We start from the raw sequence: 26,727 nt of genomic DNA on the forward strand, positions 1-26,727 counted from the left end.
ATATTCCAATATGACTGGCCGCTAAGCCTTACTCACTCAGCTACAGAGAAGACTTGCGCACCACTTAGTTAACGCCGCTTGGACAAGGATGATTCTATGATAAAAAAATTACTTATCGCCAATCGAGGTGAAATTGCTCTACGTATTGTAAGAGCTTGCAAGGCACTAGGCATAGAGACAGTAGGAGTATACTCAACTGCTGACAAAAACCTGATGCATCTGCGTTTCGTTGATGAAGCTATCTGTATCGGCAAACCTAATGCTAGTGAAAGCTACCTCAATATTAATACTATATTGACGGCAGCTGAGATATCAGGCGCTGATGCCATTCATCCGGGCTACGGATTTTTGGCAGAGAACGCTGAGTTCGCTGAACGCATTGAAGAGGCAGGATTGACCTTTGTAGGCCCTAACGCGGATCATATCCGTCTCATGGGTAACAAAGTCTCTGCCATCAATGCCATGAAAAAAGCAGGCGTTCCAACCGTTCCTGGCTCTGTTGGCGCGGTCACCATGCATAACGCTGAAGAACAAGCCGGTAATATTGGATTTCCTTTGATTATTAAAGCGGCGTCTGGCGGCGGCGGTCGTGGTATGCGCGTCGTTGAGCGCTTTGATGAGCTTATCGGACAAGTGCAAGCGGCCAAACAAGAAGCTGAGCTCTGGTTCGGTGATGATACGGTCTATATGGAGCGCTACCTCCAAAATCCGCGCCATGTCGAAGTCCAAGTGTTGGGCGACGGCAATGGCAATGCTATTCACTTATATGACCGTGACTGCTCGCTACAACGCCGTCATCAAAAGGTGCTAGAAGAAGCCCCTGCCCCAGACATCCCTGATGATGTACGTGAGCCTATTCTGCGCGCTTGCGTCAAGGCTTGCGAGCTGGTCAAGTACCGCGGCGCGGGAACCTTTGAGTTTTTGTTCGAAAATAATGAGTTCTTCTTTATTGAGATGAATACCCGCGTTCAGGTCGAGCATCCCGTTACTGAGATGATTACGGGTATCGATATCGTCGTCGAGCAGCTAAAGATTGCCGCAGGTTATGGTCTCTCCTATCGTCAAAGCGAGATTGAGATCCAAGGTCACGCTATTGAGTGCCGTATCAATGCCGAGGATCCTGCGACCTTTATGCCCTCACCTGGTACGGTCACGCAATTGTTTGCCCCAAGCGGCGCAGGCGTGCGTTTTGACTCGCATCTCTATCCTAGCTATGAGATACCAAGTTATTATGATTCGCTGATTGGTAAGCTCATCTGTCATGGACAAACGCGTCAGCAGGCTATCTCAAAGACGGTACATGCGCTTGATGAATTGGTCATTGAAGGTATCAAGACCAACATTCCGCTACATCGTGATGTTATCTTGGCGGATGAGGCATTCACTGAAGAGGCGCAAAACATTCATTATCTCGAAAGAGTATTGCTTCAACCCAAAAAAGAAAAGCCAGAAGTAGACTTCACCGCTTAGTTCAGACATGGACGTTCAACTCTAATACAAAAAAGCCGCCCTTTATATGAAGAGCGGCTTTTTATTGTGCGCTATTGTTAAATACTGTAGCTGTTAAACACTACGGCTATCAAAGGTTATGGCATGACTCTACGAAAAGTCATAAAACACTCAAGCCCTTCAGGATCAGCGCACCATTGCATCTGATTGTCTTTATGATCTAAAAACGCAATGAGCGTCTCATCGCTTTGATCAATCTGATTACCTGAACAGTCCACTTCATTATTGTCATAAATGGTCTTTATTGCGATAATAGGCAAACCTTCATCAAGATGACTGACTAGGTAGCGACTATACGTCCACTCCTTGCCACTCACCGCCCACATCTCGTTGTCCGCGCCGAAGTTATATATCTCACGGCACTGATTATTTGAGGACGCTTGAGCGCTACTATTCAAACCTGTAGTAGCGGGAGTTTTAGTGTTGCTCGGGGTCATAGTGATGATGCGGCGCTCACTTTGGTCCAGTACGCCATCAGTAGTCTCTGAATTTCTCTCGGCCAACATCAGCTTATCTAGCAGGGATGAATTGCTCATAGCGCTGTTGCTAGTGAGCTCAATCTCCCACTGTCCAGCGATAGCAGGACTGATATGCGTGGTTATGTTAGAGGCACTGACTATCTCGTTACTCGCAGGTAGAGACGCCAAAATAGACGCCAAAGAGATAGACGCAAATGAAAAGACAGGTTCCATAATTAACCTTAATTTTTATGCAAAAGTAAACTGTCTGTTAGCGTAAGTCTTAGCCGACTAAAACACAAGTAACAATATGCTATGGATTACTCCGTTTAATGCTCATCAGCTAATGGGCAAGTGATATTCGAGCTTAAGACTAGTTAGACTACACTGATATGGACCAACTACACCACAAAAAAGCCCTCTACCCTAAGCGCTATTCACACTTAAAATAGAAGGCTCATATAAGCACTAAGGCTACTACATTACGCCGCAGTAGTATTTGGAGCTTGCGCTAAGGCCGATAACGCGCCTTTTAGCATCGCTGAGACGGTACTGCTACAGGTTCCGATACCTGAGTACACCGTGCCATCAACGTTGAGCTGAATGTAGGCGGCGGCATTGGCATTGGTCTTGTTATCCGTACTAGTATCATCATAACCATCGACATTTCCATTAACATTATTGTGCTGCGGATTGATCGCGTGCTCAGCATAGTTGATGATATGGAGCGACTTGCCAGTGTGCTGCGCGAGTCCATCGATAAAGGATGACAACGGACCATTACCCGTACCATCTATGGTGATAGTGTCGCCATTCATATTGACTTGACCACTAAAGAAGACCTCACTGCCTTTACTATTGACACTATAATCGAGCAGCTCAAAATCGCCTTGCTGTAAATAAGTGCTCTCAAAAGTCTGTAATATCTCATCGTTTTGAAGCTCGCGTGCCGCTTTTTCTGCCTGTTTTTGTACCACACCGCTAAAGTCAATCTGCATCCAACGCGGTAAATTAAAGCCGTAATTGCGCTGCAAGATATAAGCGACACCGCCTTTGCCTGACTGACTATTAATACGCACCACATCTTGATAGCTACGACCAATGTGCGCAGGATCAATAGGCAAGTACGCCACATCCCAAACGTTTTCAGTTTCATCGACATGCTGCTCATTGTAATCAAGAGACTTTTTGATAGCGTCCTGATGCGAGCCACTGAAGGCGGTAAATACTAGCTCACCGACATACGGATGACGCGGATGCACAGGTAAATTGTTGCACTCGCTCACCACCTGTACGATCTCGCTCATGTTGCTAAAATCAAGCTTCGGGTCTATGCCTTGACTAAACATATTCATCGCCGTGACCATAATATCCATATTGCCCGTACGCTCACCATTACCGAGTAGTGTGCCCTCGATACGATCAGCACCCGCGAGTATCCCTAATTCAGCGGCGGCTACCGCACAACCGCGATCATTGTGCGTGTGGAGGCTCACAATGATATGCTCGCGTTTGGCGAGGTTACGGCAGAAGTACTCGACTTGATCGGCGAATATGTTAGGCATAGAGGCCTCAACGGTCGCCGGCAAGTTAATGATCACGCCCTGCCCGTTCTCAGGCTGCCAGACCTCACATACCGCATCACAAACTTCTACCGCGTACTCGGTTTCTGTTTGGCTAAAGCTCTCTGGTGAATACTGAAAGACCCACTCCGTCTCAGGATATTTGGCAGCATAATCGACCAATAATTTAGCACCCTCGATAGCGATCTCTTTGATCTGGGCTTTGTCTTTGCCGTAGACTTTTTCGCGCTGAATACGACTGGTTGAGTTATAGACATGGACAATAGCGCGCTTAGCCCCTTTTAAAGACTCAAAGGTACGGGCGATCAAATGCTCGCGGGCTTGTACCAATACTTGCAAGGTCACATCATCAGGCACATGATTCTCTTCAATGAGCTTACGTGCAAAATCAAACTCAACTTGCGCCGCAGAGGGAAAGCCTATCTCGATGTCTTTAAAACCAACATCGACCAAAGTCTTAAAAAAACGCATTTTTTGTTCAATGGTCATCGGATCTATCAATGCCTGATTGCCATCGCGCAGATCAACGCTTGCCCACATTGGTGCCTTTTCGATAGTCTTGCTCGGCCACGTGCGATCTGGCAGATGTGGTGCAAACTCAAAAGCACGATATTTACGATAATCAAAAGCAGCGTTCTTTGGAGTAACGGCGGGTTCAGACATGATTTTTCCTTTTTAGTTAAAAAATATTATTGGTTTAAGAATGTTAGTTAGTGTAAGAGTATATTTTATTTACTGGGCTTGAATAATTAATGAAGCAATTCTATGCCTTTATAATAACAAATTAGTGCAATCAAAAAACGGCTTTATCAAAGGATATTACCTGTCATAATAGAGTTTACTGACAGTATTACACCGCTAAATAGTGAAATTCTCTAATAAACGGGTTTAATCGTGATAGATAACAATATAAATTCTGATATGACTATGGATAAAATAGATAAGCAGCTACTGCGCCTATTACAGACTAATGCGCGAATGAGTATTACTGAACTTGCCGAACGGGTCAATCTGTCCGCTACGCCTTGCGCGCGGCGTATCAAGCGCTTAGAAGAGTCAGGAATTATTACAGGATATCATACACAAACCAATGCGCAGAAGCTGGGTTATCCGCTGGCGGTATTTATTGCTATCAGTATGGACCGTCATACTGCTGAGCGCTTCGATCAGTTTGAGCGCAAAGTTCAAAGCTTTGATGAGGTGGTGAGCTGTAGTATTGTGACGGGTCGCAGTGAGGATTATCTGATCAAGGTACGCGTGCGCGATATGGCACATTATGAAGAGTTTTTATTGCACCGTCTTAATCGTATCGAGGGTGTGGCGCAAGTACATACTAGCTTTGAGCTGCGAGAGGTATTCAATCGTAGCATGGTTTAAATATTTACTTTTGAAGATCTTAAATTGCCTTTTGCGGCAACTGTCGAAACCATAGCAATAATACTAAGCCAATGAATAGCCCGATACCCGCCGCAAGTAGTCCTGCATCAAAATTATCACTATCACCTGCCAAGGCGACGGTCACCAGAGGCCCTATAAACTGGCCTAGTGCATACGCTAAAGTAGCCAATCCAACGAGCAGATTTGAATAAACAGGATTCATATTTTTGATAATATTTAGGGTCATTGACACCATACCTGCAAAGGTCATCCCGATGATGATCGCATTGGCATACAGTCCGAGCGCGCCTGAGAACCATAAGGGACTGAACATACCAAATGCTTGTAACAAGGTTAAGCCAATCAAAGTATTAATCTCGCCAATGCGTTTGGCAAGGATACCCCAAATGGGGTTGAACACAATAATACAGACACCAACCACCAGCCAAATCTGCAAGCCTGCGTAAGCGTTTGCCATTTGATTCGTTGCCATGACTGGTAAAAAGGTCGTTGAGGTAATGTAGCCGAACCCTGCGAGTACATAGCTGGCTGATAGCAACGAGATGGCTTTACCATTGCCGCTAATCGCATCAATCAAGGAGCGTTTGAAGTTGATGTAAGTTTGACGAATAGAGCGTGGTTGCAAGTTTGGTTCAGCAGTGCTACTCGGTCGAATGCCTAACAGCAACCATAACAACGGCAAGCTGCTAATCCCTGCGATTAACCAAATCATATCGAAATGATACCCCAGAGCCAGCAACCCCCACGTTAAGATAGCCGACGCACTGATACCGACACCAATACCAGCATAGTGTACGGTCGAGAGCAGTGATCGACGCTCAGCGCTAAAGTTTTGAATGACAAGGGTTGTGCTTAGTATCATCGCTATACCGCTTGCGATACCAGCCAGCAGACGAACGACATACCAGAGCATAAGAGGCATATTTGACAAGACAAGCATCATAGTCGTTATGATACTCATCGCTGTCCAGAGTATAAGGGTTTGCCATGTCGTACGCTCAGGCACGAACATCGCTATTAAAGCGCCAATAAAATAACCCATATAATTGACCGAAGCCAACCAACCCGCGATCGTCGTTGACAGCGTCAGTTGAGTCATGATATCAGGTAAGGTAGCAGTAAATAAAAAACGCCCATAACCCATGACTACCGCAAGACAATATAGACCAGTAAAGGCGATATAAGTCTGATTGGTAATCCTAGGAGCCATACGATTTATGATACTTGTCTTCATGACAGTCGCTTGCAGGGATAAAAGCTAAAAAGCGGCTTTGATGGCAGCTTTGTAATAATACTTCGAAGGTACGCTCAAACTAACTTATTCATTGTGATCAAACAGATTGTCCGATCATCGCCACACGCTGATCGCTGAACATATCCATATCAGGCGCAAGCGTACGCATAAAGCGATCGAAGTAGAGCAGCTGCTTGGTGAGCAAAGCAAAATCTCGCGGGAAATGAATACCATGACGCTTACCAACAGCGACGATCTCTAGCATCATCTTATTAAGCTCATCAGCCTGCTCTTTGGTATTGAACGGCACGCCACTGGTAAAAGCCTTGTCCTCTGCCATAATCGTGCGCATCATCTTTTCCAAATCCTGACCGAGCGCGGCCACATCGACCTGCGAGCGACCATGCGTCATCTCCATATCGATCATATTGTGTGCCATAGCCTGATAGTCATTGTCTTGCAAGGCTTGCATCATACCCATACACGCGCGCCAGCTCTCAGCCTTAAGCTTGCCGACGATACCGAAGTCTATGAAGCCAATACGCCCATCGGTAAGTAGCATCAGGTTGCCCGCATGCAAGTCCGCATGAAAGCTGTTGCATAGCATAAGGCTTGCAAACCAAGTATTCAACGTATCTGCCATTACTTGCGCAGGATCATCACAGTACTGACGCATGACGGATTCATCGATCATAGAGACGCCATTGAGTCGGCTCATGGTCAACACGCGCTTAGTGGTCAGCTCATTATAGACGGTGGGCGCGATGACTTTTGTATTACCCGATACCGCTAGGAACTGCTGAAAGTCGCGGATGTTTTGTGCTTCAGCGATAAAATCGGTCTCAGCGAGCATACGCAAGCGAATCTCATCGATAATAGGCGCGATACTGGCAAACCTCATCGAGGGCATCAGTAGTTCAATGATTTTGGTCACGCCATGCAATACCCCAAGATCGGTCTGCATGATGGTTTCGACATCTGGCTTTTGTACCTTGAGCACGACCTCATCACCGTTATGCAGCCGCGCAGCATGCACTTGAGCAATAGAAGCTGAGGCCAGTGGCTCTGTCTCGATATGAGCAAATAGATCGCTCAAACTTTGACTATTAATGGCTAGCTCATCACTCAATACTTGCTCGATATACTGATACGAGAGTGGCGTCGTTTGATCTAGGCAATCTTGAAAAGCCTCAACGTATTCACGCGGAAATAGTGACGGCGTACTGGCAACAAACTGCCCTATCTTGATATAAGTCGTGCCTAATTGCTCAAAGGTTTCTTTGAGCAATTGCGCGTCAGGCTTCTCCCCTTTGGCAATACGAAGGGCGGATAAACCTGCGACGCTTGCCGTCTGACGCACACGATTGGCGACATTAAGAGTATGTTTTAATAAATGCGGACGATGTATTTTCATAAAGGACAACTATTGATAATAAGCAATGCCTAGTGACATGCGATTAAAGAAATTATGAGATATTAAGTATAGATAGTGATATCAAATACAAGGTAAACAAGTTCTTAGAAGAGTAATGCTCTTAAGGGATGCGACTTTCTCACAATATGATTAGGCTGTCAGTAAGGTTTTAGTTACTACTATTCATACTATCAATCACCTAATGGCATTGTTGTTTGTCCTAAAGTAACCCGATCATTATCTCCATAATCTTGAATGGTCTGTATAGACTCAAAGCCATGTTGAACAAATATATCTTGTACACGATCTTTTTGATCATAGCCATGTTCAATAGCTAATAGACCACCTGCTTTTAGATACTTAGGTGCGCCTTTTACAATCTGCGTGATATCAGCCAGTCCAGAATCGGGCGCAGTTAGCGCACTAATAGGTTCAGCGATTAAAGAGGTTAAGTGCTCGTCTTGCTCATCAATGTAAGGCGGGTTTGAGACGATGATGTCAAACAAATGCGCGTCATTATTAGATAGTGCTTTATACCAGCTACTTTGTATAAACTTAACATCAGGAACTTGATTGCTTATGGCATTGTATTGAGCAACCTCTAATGCATCCTTACAGATATCAACTGCAACGACTTGCCACGCCTTACTATCCTGCATCAGACTCAACTCGTGCGCCAGACTAATCGCAATACAACCGGAGCCTGTGCCTAGATCTAGCAGACGCTTAGGGACTACTAGATCTGCCGTTAAATTATCAGTCTTCGTTTGTATCCACTGTAGTACCTGCTCAACCAACACCTCAGTATCAGGCCTTGGTATCAGAGTATGCGCGTTTACTTTAAAATTCAGTGACCAAAACTCCTGATGACCTATCAAGTACGCAAGCGGCATACCTTGGCGCATTTGAGTTATACCAGTATCAAACTTGACACTTTCAGTATCTGTCAGCTCGTAGTGCTCATCGGTAAATAAGAACGATCTTGGCTCATCAAGTACATGCAACAGCCAGTCAGTTATCCAAAAGGCTGGGATTGTTCTATCAGCCGTATCCGGGTCAGCCCCTAACACCGTATCAGTGCTCAAATCCCTGTTTGACGCACAACTTGCCAGCTGCAAACTTTGCTGCTTGATTTGAAGTACTGTCATCTTTTCAACGCTAGACACTGCCACTTCTCACTTTTAAAATTGCATAAAGCTCATTACAGATTTATTCCGTAGCGCGCGGCGGCTCAGTTGTGTTGCTTAAACTAGGGTTAGACTTTGCTAATGAGGGCTTGCCGCCTTCAGAGTCATCATCACCATAGATATCATCATTATCACCAATGACGATATGCTTGTCCACTAAGTAGATAAGTAGCAAGATAGGAATACCGATAGCAAAGGTAAACATAAAGAAGAAAGGATAACCCATAGCATCGACGATACCACCAGAGTAGCCACCCAACACTTTGGGCAACAAAGTCATGAGTGATGAGAATATCGCATACTGTACGGCGGTGAACTTGATAGAGGTTAATGCGGATAAGAAGGCAATAAATACCGCACTTGCAAAACCTGCTGCCAAGTTATCCAAGATAACCGCAAAGTACATATACTCAAGGCTACCCGGATGGTAAGTGAGCAACACAAACAGTAGATTGGTAACGCTTGCGAGTATCGCACCTAGCATCATCACATGCATCATGCGCATTTTTTGCGCTAGTATCCCGCCCAAAAACCCACCAATGAGCGCCATCAGCACTCCAACGAGTTTGACAGCATTGGCAATCTCAACCTTAGTGAAGCCCATATCTTGATAAAAGACGTTGGAGATGACCCCTGCGACGATATCAGAGATGCGGTACAGACCGATAAGTGCCAGCAACAGCAAAGCTTGCTTACCGTAGCGCTTAAAGAAATCAGCAATAGGGTCAACCCACATCTTCTTAGCGACTTCTTTTTTGGCAAGACCTACTTTAATTAGTGCGTAGCCTACTACTCCCGCTACCGCTAAGCTACCGAGCAAAGTCACGGTTTCAATGAGGAAGCTTAACAGCACACTTTCGGTCTCAGCGAATAGACTGCCAATAACAATAAAAGCACCAACAAAACCTATCACAGTAATAATAAATAGCAAGACTATGCGTAGATAGTCGTTACCGTTCTCAACGAGCAGCGAGACTTTATTAATGAGTTTTGGCTGATTAAACATAAAAAATAAAAGCAGTAATGGCGCGCAGGCTACCAGAGCTAAAAAGTAAAGATTAACCATAGGCAAGAGCGCAAGTGGTATCACAGTAATATCAGCGTTCAAAAAGTTGTTATAGATGATCTTGATAAGACTCAATAAGCCGTATATTGCTCCTGGTATCACCAATAGTCCTGCATAAATAAAGAAGAGCTTTAAGTTTAGTTTCTGTTTTTTGGTCTGCAAAATCTCAGCGATCGGCTCATAACCTGCAAAGGTGGTCAAGATACCAATAGACATGACTGCTGCCATAACATAATAAGTATTGCGCCAAGCCTCGTAACTATAGAACGTCTCTGTCGAACTAAAATAGTCTGCTAAATATAATGCCCCAGCCCCAGCAACTATCATACCGATACGGTAGCCTGCGACATACATGGCTGCAAGTGTAGGTTGCAACTCTGGCGGTGCAAGCTCGATACGGTACGCATCAATGACAATGTCTTGGGTCGCTGATGAAAACCCTAGCAATACGGCTGCTGCAGCCATAAACCATAGTGCCTCATCGCTAATAGGGTTAAAGCTTGCCATTAAGAGTATTGCTATGACAATTAATAGCTGAGAGACCACAATCCAAGCCCTGCGTCTACCAAGCCACTTTGTCAACACAGGTACAGGGAGTGCATCAATTAGTGGCGCCCAGATAAACTTGAACGAATATCCTAGCGCCGCCCAACTAAACATAGTCACAACGCCGCGCTCTATACCCGCTTCTCGTAGCCATAGCGATAGGCTCGAGAAAATAAGTAAAATAGGAATACCTGCTGAGAATCCTAAAAACAAGATTAGGACAGCACGAGGATCAAGATAAGCTTTTGCAGCATCACCCCATGACTTTTTGATGACGGATTGATTGGGTGGTACAGATCGGACAGCAGACATGATAGTTCACCAAAACTTGAGACGATAATAACAACTGCGTACAATTTTTATCAATCATCATTAGACAAGGATCGATAAAAATTATTCACCGTTGTACCTAGTAGCCATATTTATGGCAAAATTGAATAATGGTACTTGAGAACATAGACATTGACTAGACTTTGAGCAGATATTTTTTAGTAAATTGATAATATAGACGCGTACCGCTTCTTAGCCTTTACCCAGTTTGTCTCAGGCGTAACTCTATGTATCCAAAACTTGCATAACTATGGTGATGTTGAATGGAGATGCTAGTTTGCCAGTTCTGTGACATTTAACCTACTACTAAAACAGATACTCTATGACGAACAAGTATCTCAAATTGTATAAGCATATAAGAAGAAATAAGTATTATGATTAATTATTTAAAACATGACGTTATTATATATGTGTTTTATTAATAGTTTAGGGTTATATATGATTTATCTAATCCTAATGATAAACCAAACCAAGGAGCACGATCATGTCAGACGCAAAACAACCAAACCCGCCAAGCAATACCACTTACGATAAAGGTGATGGCTTAGGCCCGACCATTCATAATCAGAACATTGATGACTCGCACGAGCCCCAGCGCCCTAGCATGGGTGGCTGCCCTGTCATGCATCAAGCGCATACCACGCAAGCGTCTGCAGCTACCGATTGGTGGCCTAATGCGCTGAATCTCGATATTTTGCATCAGCAAGATCAAAAGACCAACCCTATGGGTGCAGACTTTGACTATGCAAGCGCTTTTAAACAGCTTGATCTAGAAGCGGTTAAGCAAGACCTAAAGGATCTCATGACCGAGTCGCAAGAGTGGTGGCCCGCTGATTGGGGACATTACGGCGGTCTTATGATTCGTATGGCATGGCACTCGGCAGGGACTTATCGCCGCGCTGATGGTCGCGGCGGCTCCAACACAGGCAATCAGCGCTTTGCTCCATTGAACAGCTGGCCTGATAACGTCAACCTAGATAAAGCACGTCGTCTGCTTTGGCCCATTAAGAAGAAATACGGCAATAAGCTCTCTTGGGCAGATTTAATGATATTAGCAGGTAACATGGCCTATGAGTCTATGGGCTTTAAAACCTTAGGGTTTGCAGGGGGTCGCGCTGATATCTGGCATCCAGAAAAAGATATCTACTGGGGTTCTGAGCGTGAATGGCTGGCGGCGACCAAAAATCGCTACGAGGAAGTCGAAGATCGTCATTCGTTAGAGAACCCGTTGGGTGCAGTACAAATGGGTCTCATTTACGTGAATCCAGAAGGCGTTGATGGTAATCCTGACCCCCTAAAAACGGCGCAAGACATCCGTACCACCTTTGGTCGTATGTCGATGAATGATGAAGAAACCGTTGCGCTGACCGCTGGTGGTCATACTGTCGGTAAATGCCATGGTAATGGTGATGCCACTCTAATAGAAGATGAGCCAGAAGGGGCAGGCTTGCACGAACAAGGCTTTGGTTGGCGCAATCCAAAAGGCAGCGGTCATGGTATCGATACGGTTTCAAGTGGTATCGAGGGCGCTTGGACCACGCACCCGACGCGCTGGGATCATGAGTACTTTGAGCTACTGTTTAACCACGAGTGGGCGCTGACCAAAAGCCCTGCTGGCGCGTGGCAGTGGGAGCCTGTTGACATAAAAGAAGAAGATCGTCCGCTAGACGCCCATGACCCAAGCGTACGCCGCAATCCGATGATGACCGATGCGGATATGGCGATGATAAAAGATCCCGCTTATCGCAAAATATCAGAGAACTTTCATAATAACCCAGAGTACTTTGACGAGGTATTTGCAAAAGCTTGGTTTAAACTGACTCACCGTGATTTGGGTCCTAAGTCTCGCTACCTTGGAGCTGACGTGCCAAGCGAGGACTTTACGTGGCAAGATCCAATCCCAATGGGTAACGCTGACTTAGACGATACTGATATTGCGACTTTAAAAGAGACCATCTTAAATAGCGGTATTGATCATCGCGAACTAATCATTACCGCCTGGGATAGCGCTCGTACTTTTCGCGCATCAGACTATCGCGGCGGCGCTAATGGCGCGCGTATTCGCTTGGCTCCGCAAAAAGACTGGATGGGCAATGAGCCTGAGCAATTAGCTCGTGTCCTTAAAGCTTTGACGACTATTCAAAACGACTTTGAGAAAGATATTAGCATCGCAGACTTAATCGTACTTGCTGGTAATGTGGCGATCGAAAAGGCAGCGGCTAACGCTGGCGTTGAGATTACGGTACCATTTAACGCAGGGCGCGGTGATGCAACTGACGAGATGACTGAAGCTGAGACATTCTCTGATTTAGAGCCATTGCACGACGGTTATCGCAACTGGATCAAAGGCAGCTCTATGATATCGCCTGAGGAGATGCTATTAGATCATACGCAGCTTATGGGACTTACTGCTCCTGAGATGGTTGTACTTATCGGCGGTATGCGTGTCCTTGATACCAATTACGATCACAGTCAGCAGGGTGTCTTTACTGAGCGCGCAGGGGTACTGACCAATGACTTTTTCGTCAATTTAACAGATATGAGCTATACTTGGCATCCCATCAAAACCGATGAGAACGATGCACCGTCACTGTACGAAGTACGCGAACGGGCAACGGGTGATACCAAGTGGCAGGCGAGCCGTGTAGATTTGGTATTTGGTTCTAATTCTATTTTGCGTGCTTATAGCGAGCTCTATGCTCAAGATGACAACCTTGAAAAGTTCGTACAAGACTTTGTTAAAGCATGGAACAAGGTCATGAGTGCAGATCGTTTTGATTTGGCTCAGTAACTTTTTCAACATCCTTTGATGTTATTTTGAATTCGACTTAAAATAAAAGCCATCTTACATAAGGTGGCTTTTTTTGGTTTGATTGATCTATATTCCATAAAATTATACATTCATGACCATTTATTATATACAAGAATAATAGCTTTGCACTACACTAGCCTTTTGATACTTTTAGCAGCTGATAGTTATCATTCAATATACTAGCTACTGTCATAGCATTAATGACTATAATTTGAGGATTAAGGTATGGCAATCGATATGGTGGTCAATCAGCGACACTTACAAATTCAGCTCAAACAATTAGAGACAGTCTGGCATACCGTCATCAATGGCTACAATTTAAGTCAAGCGGCAACCGTGCTGCACACGAGTCAGTCCAGCCTATCTAAACATATCGCTGCTCTTGAAAATCAGCTCAAGGCTGAGGTGTTCGTACGCCAAGGCAAAAGGCTCACAGGTCTAACTCCTATGGGTACCGCCTTGCTACCGCATATAGAGGCAATATTTGCTGAGATTCGCACGATTGAAAACTTGAGTCTTGATCATACCAACCCCAATATAGGTACGTTGACCATTGCCACAACCCATACCCAAGCCCGTTATGTCTTGCCGCAGGTGGTCAAAGAATTCAAAGATCGCTTTCCTAAAGTTAATCTAATATTGCAACAAGCCGATCCTGAAACTATTGCGCAAATGGTTATTCGTGGTCAGGCTGATATCGGTATTGCCACTGAGTCTTTGCTGCATAATAACTATTTGCGTTGTCACCGCTACTACGACTGGACCCATCGCATTATCGTGCCAAAAGACCATGAACTCGCAGGACAAGAGTCCATCGATCTACCCACGCTTGCCAGCTACCCTATTGTGACTTATCACGGCGGCTTTACGGGTCGGGGCGCTATCGACAAAACTTTTGAGGCAGCAGGACTTGAGCCTGATATTGTCCTTGCAGCTCTGGATGCAGATGTGATTAGTACTTATGTTGGACTAGGATTGGGTATTGGTATCATCGCTGAAATGGCGTTTGAGCCCAGTCATTATCAAAACCTAGTTGCCATTCCAGTCGATCACTTTGGCCGCTTTACCAGTTGGATGGCGGTACGTGATGATGCCGAGATTCGCCAATATGGCCGCGCTTTTATAGAGCTTTGTCAAAAGCAGTTTAGTTAAAAATTTTAGGCTATTGCTCAACTTACTTAGAAGTTTAGAGACAGTCCAACCATCAATAATTAAGCCTGTGATACTTTTGTTTGAATAAAACGGAAGTATCGCAGGCTTTTAATTTCTTACTATGGCAAATACCTCTTTGAGGCCAATTGGAGTATTAAGATTTGTTATCGTCAACGGTTTAGACCTTTATATATCCCCCATCTCCCCCATCTTATTATCCATAAGTCAGCACTGTTACCATAAGTCAGCGCCGCTACTTAGCCTCTCACTTAATTTCTTATAGTTAGTGCTTAGTAGTTAGTGCCGCAACGTGCTATTAATTCATACTGTGCTACTTTTAGAATAATAAGATGCACGATAATAATAGGTGAAGCATAATGAATACTATACCCTTATCCTTTTTAGATTTGGCGCCCGTTCCCACTGGCGCCACTACCGCTAAAGGTATTGCTCAAACAGTTGAGATTGCTCAAAAGGCAGAAGACATCGGCCTCAACCGCTATTGGATGGCTGAGCATCACAATATGCCAGGGATTGCGAGCGCGGCAACGTCTGTATTACTCTCTCATATTGGCAGTCAAACGGAGCGTATTCGTATCGGCGCTGGCGGCATTATGTTGCCCAATCACGCGCCTTTGGTTGTCGCTGAGCAGTTCGGTACGTTGCAAGCCTTGTACGGCGACCGTATTGACTTAGGATTGGGACGCGCACCTGGTACAGATGGTGCGACCTTTCAAGCACTAGGGCGCACAATGAATGATGCTGAACGCTTCCCGCAAGAGGTACAAGAGCTGCTATACCTACTCGGTAATGATAGTGACAACAGCCCAGTACAAGCTTTTCCAGGTGCTAGCTCCAACGTACCGATTTGGATACTAGGCTCATCTTTATTTGGGGCGACTTTAGCGGCGCATTTAGGCCTGCCTTATGTGTTCGCCTCGCATTTTGCCCCGCAGGCACTCATGCAAGCCATCGCAACTTATCGTGAACAGTTCAAGCCATCTAAGTACTTAGATAAGCCTCACGTTATGCTAGCGGCTAATTTACTGCTCGCTGACGATGATGACACTGCGCAGTATCATTTTACCTCAGCCCAGCAGAGCTTTGTGCGCTTGCGCCGAGGTGAGCGTGGACAGATGCCAAGACCCACTCCTAGTATGGATAGTATCTGGAGCGCAGCGGAGAAGACAATGGTCGATAGCGCACTATCGGTGTCATTTATCGGTAGCGTGCAAACGGTACAGCCTAGACTTGCCGCCTTTATCGCTCAGCATCAGCCTGATGAGCTGATCGTTACGGCCAACATATATGACCAAGCGGCACGCCTGCGTTCACTTGAACTTACACCGGAGCTAAACTTGTTTACTTTACAAGGCAACGCTAGCCCCGCATAATTATTACAACATATAATAGGAATTTTAACATGCAAGCTTCTTTGGTTTTTGGTGCGTCTTTTATGATCGGCTCATCAATATTTTTGTACATAGTGGCATTACTTATCGTATTGGCAGGGTTTGCTTATTTGACCTATCGCACTAGTCCAAAAGGTAAAGCGCGCCGTGAAGAAAGACGCAATAGACGCTAATTACCTTTATTAAGTTCTCATGACTCAAAAAACCTTTTACTTATTCGAGTAAAAGGTTTTTTATTGGTTATGACTAATAGCTTCTGCCTTTTGCAAGTCCTACATTAGCTCCATCACACGTAATACCGCTGCCCCTATCGCCATACCGAACATACCGACTACTGTCGTAAACGCTAAAATGTTGGCAGCCAAAATATCATTGCCGCCCATAGCTTTTGCCATTACATAGCTAGCAGCAGCAGTAGGAGACGCCACCATTAAAAACAGCACACCCATATGCACGCCTGACAACCCAAAAACCAGTCCGACTACTATCGCAATAATCGGTGCAACAACGATTCGGCCAATACTCGCCTGCATAGACAAGCCTGAAGGATGCAACATTGATTTTAGATCGATACTGGCGCCTGCACATATTAAGGCCAAAGGTAGAGCGACCGCTGCAAGTAAACCACCTGTAGTCTGAATAACCCCTGTAATTGGCGGTAAAGGTAGCGCTTTGTAAATAAAAGCGGCAAGCAGCGCTAAAATCAGCGGATTGGTAAAGAGCTTTTTGACAATCATAACCGTACGACTTATGCGCGTGTCATCGACGCTTTTGGATACACGGCTTAAAGTAATCACGGCCAAGATGTTAAATAATATGGTCACAATGCCCATGTAAACGGCACCGATGCTCAAGCCAATATCGCCATAAGCATTAGCGACAGTTGCCAGACCAATAATCGCCATGTTACTGCGAAATACCCCTTGGACAAATACGCCTTGATCAGTGGGTGCGCTGACAAAACGCTTGGCGTAAATCTCAGCACCAATAAATAGGATAAAGGTGACGATGATTCCTGCGATGATGAGAGTAATTTGCTTAGAATAATCGACTTTACTGCCAACCACACTAAAGAATAAGAGTGCAGGCAAGCAGTAATTAAAGACGAAATAAGACCCCTGATCGATAAAGGTTTGGCTGATCTCGCCGCGTTTTTGCATAAAAAAACCCAACCCCATCAAAAACAGGTTGGGCAGTACAATAGTAATAGCAAAGACGATCGCGTCAATCATAAGTAGGCTCAGACCAGAAGATGTAACAAGTGCTCAACGTTAGAGCACCTTATAGATAACCTTTAAGTGCCTAACGCCGCTTTAGCTTTTTTATTCTTCTTAACGGTCATCGCTAGTAGCTGAATCGCGGCTGGCGTGACCCCGCTAACACGTCCTGCTTGCGCTAGTGTCGCGGGTTTTACCTTGGTGAGCTTTTGTACAATCTCATTGGAGAGACCTGAGACCATACTATAATCAAAATCAGTTGGCAACGCGGTGTTCTCTAAGCGCTTCATCTGCTCGATATCTTCCTGCTGACGATCGATGTAGCCTGCGTACTTAACCGAGATTTCAATCTGCTCGCCTACTAAGGTATCGACATGCGAATCCGTAATTGCTGCGATATCAGCAAAATGAATCTGCGGACGCTTTAGCAAATCAAAGGCCGTTGCTTCTTTAGATAGCACCTCTCCTGTTTGCTCAGTGACTTTTTGTCCTAAAGCATTGGTAGGGGTTGCCCACATATCTTTTAAGCGAGCAGACTCAGTAGCGATAGTGTCCATTTTCTGCTCGTAAGCTTGCCAGCGGGCGTCTCCGACTAAACCAAGCTTACGACCCGTTTCAGTCAAGCGTTGATCGGCATTGTCTTCACGTAGCAGTAGACGATATTCAGCGCGGCTAGTGAACATGCGATACGGCTCAGTGGTACCATGAGTGATCAAATCATCCACAAGCACACCAAGATACGCTTCATCGCGGCGCGGTGTCCATGTTTCATAATCCTTATTGTTAGTGGTAACAAGCGCCGCATTAGTACCTGCTAACAACCCTTGCACCCCTGCTTCTTCATAGCCCGTCGTACCGTTGATTTGACCTGCGAAATACAGACCATCAATAGATTTAGTTTCAAGCGTTGGTTTTAGATTTTGTGGGTCAAAGTAATCATACTCGATCGCGTAACCTGGACGGGTGATATGCGCGTTCTCAAGCCCTTTCATACTATGAATAAACTCTAATTGCACATCAAACGGTAGGCTGGTTGAGATACCATTTGGATACAGCTCATGCGTGGTCAGACCTTCAGGCTCAATAAATATCTGATGGCTGTCTTTGTCCGCAAAACGATGAATCTTATCTTCGATAGACGGACAATAACGTGGACCTACGCCTTCGATTTTGCCTGAGAACATCGGTGAGCGATCCAAATTCTCACGAATGATATCGTGGGTGCGCGCATTGGTATGGGTGATATAGCAATTAACTTGCTCAGGATGCATAGAGACATCACCCATATAACTCATCACTGGCAGCGGCGTATCTCCCGGCTGCACAGTCATTACACTAAAATCTACCGTACGCGCATCGATACGCGCAGGCGTTCCTGTCTTGAGCCGACCTACTGGTAATTTTAACTCACGTAAACGATCCGCTAATTTGATAGAAGGCTGATCCCCTGCTCGCCCGCCTTTAGAGTTCTCTAAGCCAATATGAATGACTCCGCCCAAAAAGGTGCCTGAGGTGAGCACGACCGTTTCAGTTTTGAAGATAATGCCTGTCGAGGTCACAACCGCAGTAGCACGGCCATTTTCGACCAAGATATCATCAGCCCCTTGCTGAAATATATCAAGGTTGGCCTGATTCTCTAACGTATGACGAATAGCTGCTTTATAAAGAATACGATCGGCTTGTGCCCGAGTGGCGCGAACCGCCGCGCCCTTACGGCTGTTCAATACGCGAAACTGAATACCTGACTTATCCGTTGCCAGCGCCATTGCACCGCCTAACGCATCAATCTCGCGCACCAAATGCGATTTACCAATACCGCCAATCGCTGGATTGCAGCTCATCTGCCCCAGCGTCTCGATGTTGTGTGTCAAGAGCAAAGTCTGCGCGCCCATACGAGCCGCAGCCAGTGCAGCTTCAGTACCGGCATGACCGCCACCGATTACTACCACATCGTAAGTTTTTGGGTATTGCATACATGCCTCGCTTGACAGATAACGTCAATATGGATGGAGAAAATAGTCGCCAATTATAGCAATATTCAGTGATTATTCATATTATTACCTGGGCTAAGCGGGACAATACGATCTGCCTGACCACTAGCGAGCATATGCTGGCTGCCATACCCTTCTGGATTGATCTGCAAATAAGCATTCATCTTGCCAATTGCTTCACCATCGTTGCTCGCTAGTATTTTAGCTTTAATTGCCTCAACGGGCGGCAGCGGTAAGTTTTTTAGCAGCGCCAACAGCTGATCGTTATCGCCTTTATTGACAGCCAACTCAATAAGCTGACGCGCATCGATTGGCAAATCTGGCGTGTTCTGTGCCAGTAGCGCAAGATGGTACGCACCCGCCGGATCCTGATCGGCAACAATACGCTGCTCGATAGCGATATAAGTTCCTTCGGTTGCCCCGCCTGCCACACTCAGTTGATGGATGCATTTGAGCGCAGAATTTGACTCACTGCCTGCCATATTTATAATACGCGTCGACTCGTTTTTGAGATGTTCGCGGCGCTTTTCGATAGCGGCTTGCTCAGCAGATTCTTGCTCATTTTTAGTATTAAACTCTTGAGTAGTCATAGTTCTCTCCTCTTGTCATCGGTATCAGGTTTAGATTCACTATATGGGACTAAAACCTACAAAAACAAGCGATTAGGTAGGCAATAAAAAACCCGAATAGCCTATCCAATCTATTTGACAAGGCTACTCGGGTTTACTATACGCTAAGAGTATAAGTAATTTATTTGAGCATCAAAAAGCTCAATAAATACTTAAACATTAAGCCGCTGGGCTGTTCGCTTCAACTAAAGGCTTAAGCTCGCCTGATTGGTACATTTGCAAGATAATATCTGAGCCGCCCATCAATTCGCCATCAATCCATAATTGCGGAAACGTTGGCCAGTTGGCAACTTTTGGCAAAGTAGCACGAATCTCTGGGTTCTCTAAAATATTCACAAAGGCAAAGGGACGACCAATTTGCGTCAATACTTCAATAGATTTAGCCGAAAACCCACACTGCGGGAACTGCGGCGTGCCTTTCATATAGATAATTACTTTGTTATCTTTTATTTGATCACGGATCAATTGTTCGACATCATTGGCTGCGTTTGGGGTTTGCTCGCTCATAAAAGCTCCTAATATTAAACTCATGGTAAAAAATTAAACTCTGATTAGATATCTTTGCTACATGGGGTGATCAAAGGGTTTTTGCAAGCAATGCTCAATACTCTGATTGTTACCTCTAAACCTTACTTACAGTATTAGCTTAAGCATTCTTACAGTATTAGCTTAAGCATTGGTCGCATTAACACTATCAGTGTTATCAGGCACTAATAGTACCACGGCGCTTGACATTATGCCCTCTTGGCGACCTGTAAATCCTAGCTTTTCACTAGTCGTTGCTTTGACACTAATGTTGCTGGTATCGGTTTTCAGGTCGCTGGCGATATTATCACGCATAGCCTCATTGAAAGGTGCAATCTTTGGGCGCTCACACATAATTGTGATATCAGCGTTACCAAGCGTATAGCCTGCTTGTTGTATCTTGGTATAGACGTAGCGCAGTAGTACCCGCGAATCGAGTCCTGCGTGCGCCGCATCAGTATCAGGGAAATGCTGACCGATATCGCCAAGCGCCAACGCACCAAGGAGTGCATCGGCAAGCGCGTGCAGCACCACATCACCATCGGAGTGCGCAAGCAGACTATGAGTGTGCTCAATAGGCACGCCCGCTAGTATGACATATTGCTGCTGCTGACCATTATTGTGAAAAGCATGAACGTCTATACCTTGACCGATTTTTATCATAGTATTTCCAAATTAAAAACATGATTAAAATTATTTAAAACCACTATCTAAATTTCAGTGCTGTTTTTAGTGCAAAAGTAGCGCCCTGCCTGCCACCGATTTGCTTTAACTGATATAATAGACCTTTATTTTATCACAAGTTATTGAGTGACTTTTATGTCCGTTACATCAGCCGTGCCAGATACCTCAGTTACGCAAGCGACATCCACTTCTAGCGCCTATCGTCCGCTAACCTTAGCCGATATCGACTATCCAAGCAACAAGCATGTGATTGTCGGTATGTCAGGCGGGGTTGATTCCTCTGTATCAGCTGTCTTACTTCAACAAGCAGGTTTTAAAGTTGAAGGTTTGTTTATGAAGAACTGGGAAGAAGATGACGGTACTGAATACTGTACGGCTATGGATGACTTAGCAGACGCGCAGGCGGTTTGTGACAAAATCGGAATCAAATTGCACACCGCCAATTTTGCTATGGAATATTGGGACAGAGTTTTCGAGCATTTTTTAGCAGAATACAAAGCAGGACGCACGCCAAACCCTGATATTTTGTGTAATAAAGAGATTAAATTTAAGGCGTTTTTGGATTATGCTTTGACCCTTGGCGCAGATTATATTGCGACGGGTCACTATACGCGCCGTAGTGTGGACTATATCAACGACAATGGCACTGGGGTTGCGCAGTTATTACGCGGTCTCGATGACAATAAAGATCAAAGTTACTTCTTACATGCGGTTGGCGGTGACAAACTTGCCAAAACCTTGTTCCCCATTGGTGAACTTGAAAAGCCTGTCGTACGTCAAATTGCTGAAGAGCATGATTTGGCTACGGCTAAGAAAAAAGACTCTACGGGGATTTGCTTTATCGGCGAGCGCCGATTTAAAGATTTCTTGCAACAGTATTTGCCTGCGCAAAAAGGCGATATCATTACAGACGATGGTCACATTATTGGTAGCCACGATGGGCTCATGTACTACACCTTAGGTCAGCGCGGCGGTATCGGCATCGGCGGTGTCAAAGACCGCGTTGATGCACCATGGTTTGTACTAGCAAAAGACTTAGATAACAATCGCTTAATTGTCGGTCAAGGTCACGAACATCTCATGCTCATGAGCAATGAGCTACGCGCGTACAAGCTTGATTGGATTGAGGGTGTCGCGCCAGCTGATATTTTTAGTGAGCAAGGTCTGCGCTGTATGGCAAAGTCGCGTTATCGTCAGCCTGATCAAGTATGCCGTGTATTTGCCGTTGATCAAGATGGTAGTGAGGTTAAAGTGATATTCGATGCGCCGCAACGCGCGGTCACCCCCGGTCAGTCAGCGGTATTCTATATCGATGAGGTCTGCTTGGGCGGCGGCGTCATTGAATCGATAGACGCACCGCAGTCCCTCTGATTTTAGAGTCTAGGGGTTCAAATAAGCGATAGTCAGTCCAATATTAAAAAGATATAGCAGAATTGAGATAAATCTTTTGCAGCCTCGGTCGGCGAACGCAGTTAGGCTCTTAGTTTATTATCAGGTTTGACCTTGCTACTTAGAACATTCTTAGAACATTCAAGTGTTATTGGTTTACTATCGCACTCGCTGTACTACTCGCAATATCCCTAGTTTCGTTTTGTCCATCATCATCAACGGTGTAGATTTGATAAGTTAGGTGGGCAATGGGTTCAAGCTCTGATGTGAACTGATAGAACTTGACATCGTAGCTACCAGGTAACCATCCTTCATAGGGTTTAAAACTCACCCAATTTTGATTGCTGCCCGCGACGATGTTTTTCTTCTCAAACAATAAAACCTGTCCTGTCTCATTGTTCACCCACTTCACAAAAGCAAAAGGGCTGGCAGGTACTTTGCCCGCAGTATCCAAATGAGCGAATAGTTTGGCGTTTTTATTTATCGTTGAGGTATTTATTGAGGTCGACGGCATATTGCTATCAAAGGAAAGCCTGACTTCTCCAACTAAAGGACGTGTATCATCTTTGCTATATAACTCCTCTACCGCTCGTTCTGCAAAGCGTCTTTTGTCCGTGATGACCTCGCTATCGCCCTTTGCCATAAACTTATCAACATACTGCCCTAACACGTAATCGGGCATATTATCGACTAAGTCTAACGCTTGCTCTTTTGAGTAGTCGTTGATAGAAGCTGAGTTTGAGTCTGTCAAATTTGAGAGGTCTTGCTGCGACGTAACATCACGCCTGTTCAATGAATCCTGTGACACTAGACCAGTTGCCGAGTTAGAAGCGTCTTGATTATCGTTTATATTAGAAGATGAAGGCGACTGCTGTTTGGCTTGCAGGACATAATCCATTTGTTGTTTGGTCATAAACAAGTAAGTGCTTAAAACCCCAAAAACAAAGGCCACAACAACGGATAATAAAAGTAAAGGTTTGTCTTTCATAGGCATATTCTAAAAACAGTGTGTTTGGCTAACATTTTTTAGCTTAATGTAGACAAACTTCATGATCGAATCATTGGTTTTTTTAAACGTATTGCGTATAAAAGCCACCTCTATCTAATACAAAGACGGCTTTATCTATCTATAGTAAAATGACTTAATTAGAGAGTCTAGAAGATGGGAACGGATTGTTTACTGGGTTACAAACATACTTATATTTACCATTAGGATTGTTCTCTATATCACGATCAATCTCATTAATATCGCCATCATCAGTAGTTCTGATAATAAAATTAGCAAAAGCTCGAGGTGAAGTGCCTACAACCTGACAGCTTAAAGAGAATCTCTTGCCATTGTTGATGTTGGATTTTTTGACTAAGCATCCTCGGCTAATTTCATCAACGGTAATTGTATTACCATTAATTTGACAATTCGATAATCCTTGAAATTGAATAGGTTCCTCAGAGCTACCATAACTACCACTACTATCAGAATCGCCACCACAAGCAGCTAATGCCAAAACGCTTCCCATCAATAAAACATTTACTAGTGTGTTCATTGTTAACCCTTAATAAGTGCCGAAGCGATTTAATATCAAGTCTATTTTTTTAGTAGACTAAATTTTCCAAAAATATATCACCACTGTTAAAATAAGTAAACAATTTTTCTTTACTATTGCCAACTTTTTGTCCAAATGATCAATGCATGCTCTCAATCTGAACAAACGGCTTCCAATATTTTGAAAATAGCTAAATTTGCATTAATTTTTAAGAGTTTTTAGACAAAATATTTGTATGCGTTGTAAGAGTCACTTTCAATATCAAAATCTATCTCATTTTTTATCATTCCAGTCAAAATGAAGACACGCCTTAGTCCAATCAGGTTATAATTGCGCATTCATTTTTTACCACTGCTTAGTATCTACTCACTATTTTAAAGGCTATGTTATGAACCTCCTCACCGCCCTCTCTCCCATCGATGGTCGCTATGCATCAAAAGCCGACAGCTTGCGCCCTTATTTATCTGAATTCGGTCTGATTAAAGCGCGTGTTACGGTTGAGATTCGCTGGTTACAATCTTTAGCGGATAATAGTGCTATTGGTGAATTAGCAGCATTTGATGATCAGACCAATGCCTTTTTGAATAGCATTGTGACTGATTTTAGCGAAAGCGACGCTCAGGCGATCAAAGACATTGAAGCGACGACCAATCACGATGTCAAAGCCGTCGAATACTTTATTAAAGATAAGTTCCGTGGTAATCAGCAATTAGAAGATAGTTTAGAGTTTATTCATTTTGCCTGTACTAGCGAAGACATTAATAACTTATCCTATGCGCTAATGCTAAAAGATAGCCGCGAGCTTGTAGTGGCCAAAATGCAGCAAGTAACTAACAGTATTGTTGATTTGGCGATTGTTCATGCCGATCAACCTATGCTATCACGTACGCATGGGCAAACCGCCAGCCCAACGACGCTGGGTAAAGAGATGGCTAATGTCGCTTACCGTCTTGCTCGCCAGATTAAGCAAGTCGGTGAAGTTGAACTGTTGGGTAAAATCAATGGTGCCGTCGGTAACTATAATGCTCATTATGCCGCCTACCCTGATGTGGACTGGCAAACTCATGCAGAGCATTTCATTGAAGCGCGTCTTGGATTAACCTTTAATCCTTATACCACGCAGATTGAGCCACATGATTACATCGCTGAGTTGTTTGATGTGGTAAGACGCTTCAATACGATCTTGATCGATTTCAATCGTGATATTTGGCAGTATATTAGCTTAGGCTATTTCAAACAGCGTCTAAAAGACGGTGAAGTGGGTTCATCAACGATGCCGCACAAAGTCAACCCGATTGATTTTGAAAACTCAGAAGGTAACTTGGGCGTTGCCAATGCGATGCTGGCACATTTGGGTGAAAAGCTTCCGATTTCACGTATGCAGCGCGATTTATCAGACTCAACGGTCCTGCGTAACATCGGTGTTGGTTTGGCGCAAAGCATGATAGCTTTCGATGCTTGCCTAAAAGGCGTTGGTAAGCTTGAGCTGAACGCACAGCGCTTAAATGATGATTTGGATCAAGCACAAGAAGTATTGGCTGAGCCGATTCAGACAGTGATGCGCCGCTACCGCGTTGAGAACCCTTATGAGAAACTTAAAGCCTTAACTCGTGGTAATGCCATGACTCGCGAAGCGATGCTGACATTCGTTGAAAGTGACGAGTTAGCAGCCGTTAGCGATGCGGATAAAACACGTCTACGTGAACTAACTCCAGCGACCTATATCGGTAATGCAGCCGAGCAAGCCCGTACGATTGAAGAGTGGATTGCTAAGCTTTAATCATCAGCTATAAATAGCTGCTAATAATTAAAGAAGCGTGCAAATGCATCGAAACTTTAACTCTGTCATTGTCAGTACTGTTGCGGTATTTATCGTCATGGTACTGGCAAGTATTGAGCCTCTAGAGTGGTCAAGTTACCTACTCCATCAATTAGGCACGCTGTTGTTTTTAGCATTAATGATGATCACTTATCACTACTGCCATATTAGCTCGCGCTCTTATGTGCTCGCTGCACTATTTTTAGTCATTCACATTATAGGCGCACGCTATCTGTACTCGTATGTGCCATATGATGAGTGGACGCAGCAGCTGTTTGGTATACGTTTAAGTGAGTGGTTTGGTTGGCAGCGCAATATGTATGACAGGCTGGTTCATTTTAGCTATGGATTATTGCTATTTGGTGCGATGGCTGAGATCTCAAAATCCCTCTTCAAGATTCAATCACTCAAGCTTTTAATCGCTATCGCACTCATGATTAATATGTCATCAAGCTTGCTTTATGAGCTACTGGAATGGGGTATTGCAACGACCTTGTCACCAAAAGCAGCAGAAGCTTATAACGGTCAACAAGGTGATATTTGGGATGCTCATAGCGATATGGCGCTGGCATTATTGGGCGGTCTAATGAGCGCAGTTGTAGTTTTATTCCAAACTCGTAAAAACCAAATTGTGTTTTAATCGTCTTTTTTGTCGTCATCACTATCGCCCGGTATGATAGCTTTACCTACAGCAACCGTGCCTTTGACTACGCCTTTGGTGGTTTTATAAGCGATTTTAGCGGGTACTGTGACAATTTTATGGACACAGGCTTGTAGCAAAAATAGGCTAGCGATAATGACAACAAAATGTAGCTTTTTCATAATGTT

At 44.5% G+C, this 26,727-nt stretch carries 23 protein-coding genes; 9 read left to right on the top strand and 14 right to left on the bottom strand.

Annotation, left to right across the window (positions count from 1 at the left end):
* Positions 1–96: 96 nt before the first annotated feature.
* On the top strand, positions 97–1,470 hold the full coding sequence (gene accC / locus ACR64G_RS06960) for an acetyl-CoA carboxylase biotin carboxylase subunit (RefSeq protein ID WP_435978593.1): 1,374 nt from the start codon (positions 97–99) through the stop codon (positions 1,468–1,470).
* 116 nt (positions 1,471–1,586) lie between these two features.
* Here the strand turns inward: accC and ACR64G_RS06965 are convergent, their stop codons facing one another.
* Together ACR64G_RS06965 and leuA are read right to left on the bottom strand one after the other, a co-directional pair.
* The gene (locus ACR64G_RS06965; RefSeq protein WP_435978594.1) at positions 1,587–2,201 is read right to left on the bottom strand and encodes a hypothetical protein; all 615 of its coding nucleotides are present in this window, start codon (positions 2,199–2,201) and stop codon (positions 1,587–1,589) included.
* 248 nt (positions 2,202–2,449) lie between these two features.
* Positions 2,450–4,213 (bottom strand): 2-isopropylmalate synthase, encoded by a 1,764-nt coding sequence (leuA, locus tag ACR64G_RS06970; RefSeq protein WP_435978595.1) that lies wholly within the window; start codon positions 4,211–4,213, stop codon positions 2,450–2,452.
* A gap of 264 nt (positions 4,214–4,477) precedes the next feature.
* Here leuA and ACR64G_RS06975 point away from each other — a divergent pair, with 264 nt between their 5' ends.
* Positions 4,478–4,927 carry an Lrp/AsnC family transcriptional regulator gene (locus ACR64G_RS06975; protein ID WP_435978596.1) on the top strand — a complete coding sequence of 150 codons (450 nt, stop codon included), beginning with the start codon at positions 4,478–4,480 and terminating at the stop codon, positions 4,925–4,927.
* Positions 4,928–4,946: 19 nt separating this feature from the next.
* Here the strand turns inward: ACR64G_RS06975 and ACR64G_RS06980 are convergent, their stop codons facing one another.
* From ACR64G_RS06980 to ACR64G_RS06995, 4 genes are all read right to left on the bottom strand, one after another.
* Positions 4,947–6,182, bottom strand: coding sequence for a YbfB/YjiJ family MFS transporter (locus ACR64G_RS06980; RefSeq protein ID WP_435978597.1), 1,236 nt, complete (start codon positions 6,180–6,182; stop codon positions 4,947–4,949).
* A 97-nt stretch (positions 6,183–6,279) separates the two neighbouring features.
* Positions 6,280–7,596 carry an ABC1 kinase family protein gene (locus ACR64G_RS06985; RefSeq protein ID WP_435978598.1) on the bottom strand — a complete coding sequence of 439 codons (1,317 nt, stop codon included), beginning with the start codon at positions 7,594–7,596 and terminating at the stop codon, positions 6,280–6,282.
* A gap of 191 nt (positions 7,597–7,787) precedes the next feature.
* On the bottom strand, positions 7,788–8,744 hold the full coding sequence (gene prmC, locus ACR64G_RS06990; protein ID WP_435978599.1) for a peptide chain release factor N(5)-glutamine methyltransferase: 957 nt from the start codon (positions 8,742–8,744) through the stop codon (positions 7,788–7,790).
* Between the two features lie 61 nt (positions 8,745–8,805).
* Positions 8,806–10,707, bottom strand: a complete 1,902-nt coding sequence (locus ACR64G_RS06995; RefSeq protein ID WP_435978600.1) for an AmpG family muropeptide MFS transporter — start codon at positions 10,705–10,707, stop codon at positions 8,806–8,808.
* Between the two features lie 622 nt (positions 10,708–11,329).
* On the opposite strand from ACR64G_RS06995, the gene katG reads away from it, so the two are divergent.
* From katG to ACR64G_RS07015, 4 genes are all read left to right on the top strand, one after another.
* Positions 11,330–13,516, top strand: coding sequence for a catalase/peroxidase HPI (gene katG / locus ACR64G_RS07000; RefSeq protein WP_435980671.1), 2,187 nt, complete (start codon positions 11,330–11,332; stop codon positions 13,514–13,516).
* Positions 13,517–13,762: 246 nt separating this feature from the next.
* Complete coding sequence (locus ACR64G_RS07005; protein WP_435978601.1) at positions 13,763–14,689, top strand: LysR substrate-binding domain-containing protein; 927 nt, start codon at positions 13,763–13,765, stop codon at positions 14,687–14,689.
* Positions 14,690–15,066: 377 nt separating this feature from the next.
* Positions 15,067–16,083: an LLM class flavin-dependent oxidoreductase gene (locus ACR64G_RS07010; RefSeq protein ID WP_435978602.1), complete on the top strand. Its 1,017-nt coding sequence runs from the start codon at positions 15,067–15,069 to the stop codon at positions 16,081–16,083.
* Between the two features lie 29 nt (positions 16,084–16,112).
* The gene (locus tag ACR64G_RS07015) at positions 16,113–16,274 is read left to right on the top strand and encodes a hypothetical protein (protein WP_435978603.1); all 162 of its coding nucleotides are present in this window, start codon (positions 16,113–16,115) and stop codon (positions 16,272–16,274) included.
* Between the two features lie 99 nt (positions 16,275–16,373).
* On the opposite strand, the gene ACR64G_RS07020 is transcribed toward ACR64G_RS07015, so the two are convergent.
* The 5 genes from ACR64G_RS07020 to ispF all read right to left on the bottom strand — a co-directional run bounded on the left by ACR64G_RS07020 (position 16,374) and on the right by ispF (position 21,126).
* Positions 16,374–17,333, bottom strand: a complete 960-nt coding sequence (locus ACR64G_RS07020; protein WP_435978604.1) for an AEC family transporter — start codon at positions 17,331–17,333, stop codon at positions 16,374–16,376.
* A 62-nt stretch (positions 17,334–17,395) separates the two neighbouring features.
* Positions 17,396–19,291 carry a tRNA uridine-5-carboxymethylaminomethyl(34) synthesis enzyme MnmG gene (gene mnmG, locus ACR64G_RS07025; RefSeq protein WP_435978605.1) on the bottom strand — a complete coding sequence of 632 codons (1,896 nt, stop codon included), beginning with the start codon at positions 19,289–19,291 and terminating at the stop codon, positions 17,396–17,398.
* 65 nt (positions 19,292–19,356) lie between these two features.
* Entirely contained in the window at positions 19,357–19,899 is a 543-nt protein-coding gene (locus ACR64G_RS07030) for a hypothetical protein (RefSeq protein ID WP_435978606.1), read from the bottom strand.
* Positions 19,900–20,097: 198 nt separating this feature from the next.
* Positions 20,098–20,445, bottom strand: a complete 348-nt coding sequence (gene grxD / locus ACR64G_RS07035; RefSeq protein WP_435978607.1) for a Grx4 family monothiol glutaredoxin — start codon at positions 20,443–20,445, stop codon at positions 20,098–20,100.
* A gap of 162 nt (positions 20,446–20,607) precedes the next feature.
* Entirely contained in the window at positions 20,608–21,126 is a 519-nt protein-coding gene (gene ispF / locus ACR64G_RS07040) for a 2-C-methyl-D-erythritol 2,4-cyclodiphosphate synthase (protein ID WP_435978608.1), read from the bottom strand.
* A gap of 279 nt (positions 21,127–21,405) precedes the next feature.
* On the opposite strand from ispF, the gene mnmA reads away from it, so the two are divergent.
* Positions 21,406–22,518, top strand: coding sequence for a tRNA 2-thiouridine(34) synthase MnmA (mnmA, locus tag ACR64G_RS07045; protein ID WP_435980672.1), 1,113 nt, complete (start codon positions 21,406–21,408; stop codon positions 22,516–22,518).
* A gap of 166 nt (positions 22,519–22,684) precedes the next feature.
* Here the strand turns inward: mnmA and ACR64G_RS07050 are convergent, their stop codons facing one another.
* Both ACR64G_RS07050 and ACR64G_RS07055 read right to left on the bottom strand, forming a co-directional pair.
* Positions 22,685–23,524 (bottom strand): hypothetical protein, encoded by an 840-nt coding sequence (locus tag ACR64G_RS07050; protein ID WP_435978609.1) that lies wholly within the window; start codon positions 23,522–23,524, stop codon positions 22,685–22,687.
* Positions 23,525–23,678: 154 nt separating this feature from the next.
* Positions 23,679–24,080, bottom strand: a complete 402-nt coding sequence (locus ACR64G_RS07055; protein ID WP_435978610.1) for a hypothetical protein — start codon at positions 24,078–24,080, stop codon at positions 23,679–23,681.
* Positions 24,081–24,468: 388 nt separating this feature from the next.
* Between ACR64G_RS07055 and purB the strand changes: the two genes are divergently transcribed.
* Positions 24,469–25,860 carry an adenylosuccinate lyase gene (purB, locus tag ACR64G_RS07060; protein WP_435978611.1) on the top strand — a complete coding sequence of 464 codons (1,392 nt, stop codon included), beginning with the start codon at positions 24,469–24,471 and terminating at the stop codon, positions 25,858–25,860.
* Positions 25,861–25,903: 43 nt separating this feature from the next.
* Positions 25,904–26,539 carry a DUF2238 domain-containing protein gene (locus tag ACR64G_RS07065; RefSeq protein ID WP_435978612.1) on the top strand — a complete coding sequence of 212 codons (636 nt, stop codon included), beginning with the start codon at positions 25,904–25,906 and terminating at the stop codon, positions 26,537–26,539.
* Here ACR64G_RS07065 and ACR64G_RS07070 read toward each other — a convergent pair.
* Positions 26,536–26,721, bottom strand: coding sequence for an NF038104 family lipoprotein (locus ACR64G_RS07070; protein WP_435978613.1), 186 nt, complete (start codon positions 26,719–26,721; stop codon positions 26,536–26,538). The two genes, ACR64G_RS07065 and ACR64G_RS07070, sit on opposite strands and share 4 nt — an antisense overlap.
* Positions 26,722–26,727: the final 6 nt, after the last annotated feature.

The sequence above is a fragment of the Psychrobacter sp. DM4 genome, assembly GCF_051307035.1.
Taxonomy (GTDB): domain Bacteria; phylum Pseudomonadota; class Gammaproteobacteria; order Pseudomonadales; family Moraxellaceae; genus Psychrobacter.

Excerpts from the sequence above, each read along its gene's own strand:
- accC (WP_435978593.1), top strand. The coding sequence starts at position 97 with ATGATAAAAAAATTACTTATCGCCAATCGAGGTGAAATTGCTCTACGT.
- ACR64G_RS06965 (WP_435978594.1), bottom strand. The coding sequence starts at position 2,201 with ATGGAACCTGTCTTTTCATTTGCGTCTATCTCTTTGGCGTCTATTTTG.
- leuA (WP_435978595.1), bottom strand. The coding sequence starts at position 4,213 with ATGTCTGAACCCGCCGTTACTCCAAAGAACGCTGCTTTTGATTATCGT.
- ACR64G_RS06975 (WP_435978596.1), top strand. The coding sequence starts at position 4,478 with ATGGATAAAATAGATAAGCAGCTACTGCGCCTATTACAGACTAATGCG.
- ACR64G_RS06980 (WP_435978597.1), bottom strand. The coding sequence starts at position 6,182 with ATGAAGACAAGTATCATAAATCGTATGGCTCCTAGGATTACCAATCAG.
- ACR64G_RS06985 (WP_435978598.1), bottom strand. The coding sequence starts at position 7,596 with ATGAAAATACATCGTCCGCATTTATTAAAACATACTCTTAATGTCGCC.
- prmC (WP_435978599.1), bottom strand. The coding sequence starts at position 8,744 with ATGACAGTACTTCAAATCAAGCAGCAAAGTTTGCAGCTGGCAAGTTGT.
- ACR64G_RS06995 (WP_435978600.1), bottom strand. The coding sequence starts at position 10,707 with ATGTCTGCTGTCCGATCTGTACCACCCAATCAATCCGTCATCAAAAAG.
- katG (WP_435980671.1), top strand. The coding sequence starts at position 11,330 with ATGGGTGGCTGCCCTGTCATGCATCAAGCGCATACCACGCAAGCGTCT.
- ACR64G_RS07005 (WP_435978601.1), top strand. The coding sequence starts at position 13,763 with ATGGCAATCGATATGGTGGTCAATCAGCGACACTTACAAATTCAGCTC.
- ACR64G_RS07010 (WP_435978602.1), top strand. The coding sequence starts at position 15,067 with ATGAATACTATACCCTTATCCTTTTTAGATTTGGCGCCCGTTCCCACT.
- ACR64G_RS07015 (WP_435978603.1), top strand. The coding sequence starts at position 16,113 with ATGCAAGCTTCTTTGGTTTTTGGTGCGTCTTTTATGATCGGCTCATCA.
- ACR64G_RS07020 (WP_435978604.1), bottom strand. The coding sequence starts at position 17,333 with ATGATTGACGCGATCGTCTTTGCTATTACTATTGTACTGCCCAACCTG.
- mnmG (WP_435978605.1), bottom strand. The coding sequence starts at position 19,291 with ATGCAATACCCAAAAACTTACGATGTGGTAGTAATCGGTGGCGGTCAT.
- ACR64G_RS07030 (WP_435978606.1), bottom strand. The coding sequence starts at position 19,899 with ATGACTACTCAAGAGTTTAATACTAAAAATGAGCAAGAATCTGCTGAG.
- grxD (WP_435978607.1), bottom strand. The coding sequence starts at position 20,445 with ATGAGCGAGCAAACCCCAAACGCAGCCAATGATGTCGAACAATTGATC.
- ispF (WP_435978608.1), bottom strand. The coding sequence starts at position 21,126 with ATGATAAAAATCGGTCAAGGTATAGACGTTCATGCTTTTCACAATAAT.
- mnmA (WP_435980672.1), top strand. The coding sequence starts at position 21,406 with ATGTCAGGCGGGGTTGATTCCTCTGTATCAGCTGTCTTACTTCAACAA.
- ACR64G_RS07050 (WP_435978609.1), bottom strand. The coding sequence starts at position 23,524 with ATGAAAGACAAACCTTTACTTTTATTATCCGTTGTTGTGGCCTTTGTT.
- ACR64G_RS07055 (WP_435978610.1), bottom strand. The coding sequence starts at position 24,080 with ATGAACACACTAGTAAATGTTTTATTGATGGGAAGCGTTTTGGCATTA.
- purB (WP_435978611.1), top strand. The coding sequence starts at position 24,469 with ATGAACCTCCTCACCGCCCTCTCTCCCATCGATGGTCGCTATGCATCA.
- ACR64G_RS07065 (WP_435978612.1), top strand. The coding sequence starts at position 25,904 with ATGCATCGAAACTTTAACTCTGTCATTGTCAGTACTGTTGCGGTATTT.
- ACR64G_RS07070 (WP_435978613.1), bottom strand. The coding sequence starts at position 26,721 with ATGAAAAAGCTACATTTTGTTGTCATTATCGCTAGCCTATTTTTGCTA.